General features: G+C 54.3%; 1 protein-coding gene. It reads left to right on the forward strand.

Annotation, left to right across the window (positions count from 1 at the left end; all coding sequences use genetic code 11):
- On the forward strand, nucleotides 1–6514 hold a 6514-nt coding region (locus ABX962_RS26410; RefSeq protein WP_372723847.1), incomplete at both ends, for a GEVED domain-containing protein.

Consider the following 6514-nt stretch of genomic DNA (forward strand, 5'->3'; position numbering starts at 1 on the left):
GTAGTCAAGTTCAGGTGATTCCGGTAGGTGGGGCACCCGTGGTCGGTCTTGATAACAATCCGGCAAGCACGACGTTGCGAGTCGTCGACGCCTCGATTTATCCGAATACTAATTTCTCGATTCTCATTGGCGGAGAAGAACTCGAGGTGACTGCGGTTGATTTGGTCACGAACGAGTTGACGGTCAGCCGAGCTCAAAACGGAACCACGATTGCTAACCACAACATTGGGACTCAGGTGCGTGTGTTGCCGGATGCAATCAGCACGACGGGAGCCAGCATCACCGCTTCCGCCACCACGATCGAAGTGATCGATGCAGACATTTTCCCAACCTCGCTTCCCTTTAAGATTCAAATCGAGAATGAAGAGTTGTTGGTTACCAATGTGAACGCAACTCTGAATCGGCTAACGGTGACGCGCGCTCAGAACGGTACGGTGGCGGTCGCACATGATCTTGGTAGCCCCGTTCGTGTGATTCCCGTTTTTGGGACGGGATTCGTTGGCATTGATAATCTCTCGACAACGCTCAGTGTGGTGGATGCTTCCGAATTCCCCCCTGCACCGTTTAGCATTCGTATTGATGACGAAGTGATGTTCGTTACTGCGGTGGACCTTGTTGTTGACCAATTGACTGTGTCGCGAGCTGAACTCGGCACTTCAGCAACATCGCACCAAATTGGCAGTTTGGTCGAAGTGTTGACGCCAAGTTCGAGTGCGCTGACTATACCGATTCCTGCCAGCCAGTTTGCGACGAGTTTGCAGGTGTTCGACGGTTCCGTATTCCCGGCGACTCCGTTTACGATTCGAGTCGACCGTGAAGAAATGTTGGTCACCAATGTCGCCATTGATCCTGCTCCTTTTGCTCCCGACACCTTGACGGTGGTGCGAGGTCGCAACGGAACTGCGATCGACGTTCACTACGATCCGCAAGTGGCTACGGTCGTCAGCGACACGCTGACGGTGGAAACGGATGCTCCGTTCCCGACCACGGGCGCGTTCAATATTCGGATCGGCAATGAAGATCTTCGAGTGGTAAGCCGGACGGGCAATCAATTCAATGTGATTCGCGCAATCAACGGCACCGAACGGGTACCTCACAATGCGGACGAAGTCGTTCGGTACATTGAAACGACGGCGCCGATTGCTTACAACGCCACCGCGACGCAGGTTGCCAATGCACTTCGTGCTCTGCCGTCAATTGCATCCGGTGATATCACCGTGTCGATCTATGATGGGCCGCTGACCGGCGACGCGAGTGGAACGGTAACAATCGAGTTCAGCAATAACTTGGGCAAGAAGGACTTGTTGGAGCTGACGTCGGACACCTCGGGGTTGAAGAAAAACGAGGTGCAATCGGTCACGCTGGATTCGTTGATCGTGGGGGGCACCTTCCAACTTGAATACGATGGTGAAACCACAGGCAGTCTCGATTTCAATGCGCCTCGTGGGGTGATTCAAGCTCAGCTTGAATCGCTTGCCAACATCGGTCCCGGCAATGTGGTTGTCACGGGCGGACCGCTTCCGGGAACTCCGATTCAAGTTGAGTTCACCAACACGCTTGGCAACCAGAACATTCTGCCACAGATCACCGTCCTCAATGACAACCTCGTTAATAACGAACGTCAACAATTGTCGATCAGCGGCGGACCGACCGGAGGAACGTTCTCACTCAACGTTCCAGGCTATGGCACGGCCTCGAATATTGCCTGGAATGCCGATGCCGCGGCAGTGCGGACGGCACTTGAAAGTATCGGTAGTATCGGCGTAGGGAATGTGACCGTGACCGGTGGCGGGACCTTGCCAGGAGCCACCTTTACGATCGAGTTCAATGGGGCACTTGAGGATATCAATATCGCTCCTATGACCAGGGTGAATGCGTTTACAGGCGGAACCAATCCGAACGTAATTATCACCGAAATCATTGATGGTAACTCGATCCAGGCCTCGACGGATACCGTCATTGACGGAGGTCCCGTGTCGGTATCGCACGTCACCGACGTCGACGGCGTGCTGAGTGTTCGGGACGCAATCGTGGGATTGTCCACCATTGGGGACAATGACGTTCGTGTCAGCGGCGATCTGCAAGGCGCCGGCGTCGTGGTTCAGTTCACGAACACCTTGGGGGGCGCAGATCAGATTTTAATGGAGGTGGACAACTTCCAAATGAGTGGCGGAACCGCCAACGTGACCGTCGATGGTATTAGAGGCGATGGGTTGCCGGATGACTTTGTCAGTCGCGTCACTGCGATGGCAGGAACTCCGACCGGAATTGCGTTTTCACCCTTGGATTTCAACCTTTGGCACCCCACAACCAAACGGGCTGACGATGCCGGTCACGGCGTGAACAACGCCAACGACAATAGCCGGAACCCAGGAAACGAAGCGTACACGATTTCGAACCCTGGCGATGCGGCGGACGACCGCGACGTCAACGAAGCCAATGGTGGATTAAGTTTCCATTTCGGTTTCGAACAATGGGTTCAAAACCCCACCAGCAACAGCGATAGCTACATCAATTATCGTGCGGGAACGAACGCTCAATTAGGCATTCGCACGACGGTCCAACACGCCGACCTTAGTAGCAACACCGACATCCGCAACTCATACAACTTCCCTGGCGGTGGGCTGGGAAGTTTGGTTTCAAGTGGATTCTCCCTTGCGGGGGCCGACGCGAAGGATCGGCCCACGTTGTACTTCAATTACTTCTTGGAAACCGAGAACGACGACGGTTCAAGTAACAACAATGACGGCACCGATCCGTTCCGTGATAGTGCACGCGTCTTTGCATCCCGCGACGGCGGAGTTACCTGGGAATTGGTGGCAACCAATAACTCAGAACTGAGTGCGGCGAATACGAGCGGGCCTTTTGCCGAGTTGCCTGGCTTCCTTTCGCATTTGTCCGATGCCGGATTGAACGCTGATTTTCCACGTGCCGAGAATCATCAAATCGTTCAAGAGCTATTTGATAATTCCGGGAATTGGCGTCAGGCGCGTGTTGACATGTCAACCTTCGCCGGTGAACCGAATATCCAGATTCGTGTTGACTTTAGTACTGCCGGAGCCATGGACGATTCGTCGCTTGGCGGAACCGATTCGACCTTTGGTGAATTCAAGAACGGCACACGATCCATCCGTAGTCAGGACAACCAATACGAAGGATTCTACATCGACGATATCATTGTCGGTTTCGCGGAACGGGGCGAAATGGTAACCGGACCCGCAGGCAACACCGATCGTGGTATCACGAATCTCGATAGCGGTCGAACCAACGATAACAACCCATCTGCTTTGCCCGACATTTTATCGGGGCCATATCAATTAGAGATCCGGCGAGCCGGCGAATACGCATTTTTGCCTGATGCGACCGCCGCGCCTGTTATCATCGGCACCACGTTTGATACCAATGACAACCACACGCTCGATGTCGTATCGACCGCGACCACGGCGTTTGAGCCTGCCGACGGCAGCTTCATGTGGACGCCCACCGCGATCGAAATCCAAGGTCAGGCGATCCCGGCGATCGCAATTTCGCCTTGGGCACCGTCGACGGACCAGCCCTTTACTGGCACGCAGAGTTTAAAGTCAGGTTCGCTGAGCGTGCGGCCGCTAAGCGTTTACCAGGCGACTCCGCTCGAGTTGGGCGGCGTCGGCGCCGGCGCCGGTGTGATTCAATTTGCGTACCGCACTTCGAGTCCCAGTGGCGATAACGGTCTGCGATTTTTGATCAATGGTCGTCCCCAAGCGTTATTGCCAACCGGAGGTGATGAGTCCGGTGGCAACGCTGACACTTCGTTTGCAACCGGTGACACCGGCTATCGTGTCGTCAGTTTCCCGTTCACGGATCCAGCGAATACGGTTTTCAGTTGGGTGTTTGCATCCTCTGATGGTACCCCCGTCAATTCGGCAACCGACGCGGCGTTTATCGACGATATTCAGGTTTTGCAGGGCGGAACCGGTCTGCTAGGGGATAAAAACCGCGAGCGAGCTCAGGGCATGTTCATTGTCGACTCTAACGTGATCCGTGACTCAGGGACGCTCGGTATTAATGTTCAACCGGGAACCGAACAAGTCAGTGGTGGAATGCCACACCCCGGTTCGACCATCCATTTCCCTCAAGTGGACCGACTTTTCCCGACCGTCGATTCCAACCGTTTGGTTCCGGGAATCGTGGTTCAGAATAATGTCATCGTGGGCGATTCCGCGATTCGGTTCGCCGGTGAAGCAAACGTCAATCCCACTCGTCCCGTCCCGTTCGGCCGATTTGTCAATAACACGCTTGTTGGCGATGGAAGCGGCGGGATCGGATTCGATATTACCAGCAATTCAAGTCCGACTTTGATGAATAACATCATTACGGATTTTGGTACTGGGATTCGAAGTACCACAGCTCAGCCTGTGGTGATTCGTTCAAACTATTTCCAAGACAATGGAACCAACGGGCCAACCGGAACGGATGCCATCGTTCAAGCTCCGGGAACGCCGTTGTTCGTGGATGCTGCCAATGACAATTACTACCTCGTTGGCACCTCGTTAGCGCTCGACAGTTCGCTGAACCAGCTTGAAGACCGGTTTGACTATGTCACGTTCAAAACCGAGCTCGGAATTGCCATCTCAACCATCGATGCGCCTAATTTGGATGTTTTTGGCCAGTTGCGTATCAACTCGTCCAATAATCCTGGGGGAGGTGGATCCAATGTGTTTGTCGATCGCGGTGCGGTCGATCGATCGGACCTCGAACAGCCCTTTGTCGTGCTCCTCGACCCAATCGATTATGCCAACACGCTTCGTGAGGACCGTGACCCCAACCTCACCGTGGTGCATCTAAATAATCCCATTGTGGATTCGTTTGTGTTCTTGCTGAATGACGGTGCGGGGCCGAACGCACCGTTTGAAGGGACGGGAATTAATCCAGCCTCGGTCAATCCATCGACCATTACCGTTCGTCGGAACAACATCACGTTGACCGAAGGTGTTGACTTTACCCTGGGCTACAACGCGTTGACGGGTGAGTTGCGGCTGACGCCGTTTTCGAAACTGTGGGAACCTGCAGGCGTTTACGAGATCACGTTCGACAACAATGTGATCGCCGATAACGCGGGCAATGCGTTGCGAGACAATCAAGCCGATGGGACGACGAAGTTCACCATCATTCTGCCCGAAGTGCCTTTGGACTTCGGCGATGCCAAACTAGCCGGCAGCGCCAATGTGTATGGCACGCTGCTGGCCAATAACGCTGCTCGTCACGCGATCATCAACAATGCATCGCCACGACTGGGTAGTTATGTCGACTCCGAAAATGACTCGGCGCTGCTCACCGGCGGGATGGATGATACGCCGGCGACTGTGGTCGCAACCTCACCAAGTGCGTCGGCGATCTTCGATATCCAAACGCATGCCACGGCAACCGGCGGCACGATCATCCGCATCGATTCGCTTGCCAACCCGCCATCCGCTGGGGATGTTGTCTCGATCGATATCGGACGCGTTGCCAAACAGTTCGAGCTTGTACCTGCAGGCATCGCACCAGGCGTCGGAAATATTCCGGTGCGGTTTGCGGCAACCGATACTGCGGATTTGATCGCTGCGAAGTTGATCGCCAAAATCAATGCGGAAATGAACGCTGCTGGCGATTCCTTGGTTGTGCAAGCGGTTGCGGGAAGTGCTGATACGATCGAGATCTTCAATCGGGATGACGAAGACGGTGTGAACGTCGGTGTCTATAACGACGGCACCACTGATTTCATCGTGTTCCTGAAGCCAGGGGTCACTGGCACGACGACCAACAAGGCCGATATCCTCGGTTTCTTGAATCCTCAAGATCCAACCGGCGCTCAGATTCCGGTCAGCGTTACCGGCACGGGCTACGTCAGTGCTTGGATTGACTTTGATGGAAACGGCGTGTTCCATCCCACGCTCGAAAAAGTGATTGACAATGTTTTGGTCACTGACGCGACGAATCCGACCATCTTCAACGTCAAGACACCGGCCGGTACGACCGACAAACGGACTTGGGCTCGCTTCCGAATTTCACCCGAAGGCGGATTGCAGCCGACCGGGTTGGCCGTCGGCGGGGAAGTCGAAGATTATGAAGTACAGATTCTCAATGCCCCATTGCCTGTGCCAGTCGATGATCCAACATCGCCATCGACACACTATACGATTAGCGAAGATGGCACGCTCGATACCAATGATGCACCCGATGTCATTCCATCGGTACTCGATAACGACGTAATCAGTCCTCTGGTCATCACGCCCGTGACCGTGTTGTTGGGGCAAAATGTTTCCAATGGTACTTTGGTGCTCGATTCAGCGACTGGTGACTTTACTTACACACCGCTGCCTGACTTTGTTGGAATCGATACCTTCACCTATCGATTGGCGACGCAGCAAAGTGCGATCGATTCGATTCTGTCATCGACTTTGTTTGCGACGGTGACAATCGAGGTCCAACCGGTCAACGATGCTCCGCGAGCGGCCGATCAAACGATCGTGATGCTCGAAGATACCCCTCGAAC

Source organism: Novipirellula sp. (assembly GCF_041583735.1).
Classification (GTDB): Bacteria; Planctomycetota; Planctomycetia; order Pirellulales; family Pirellulaceae; genus Novipirellula.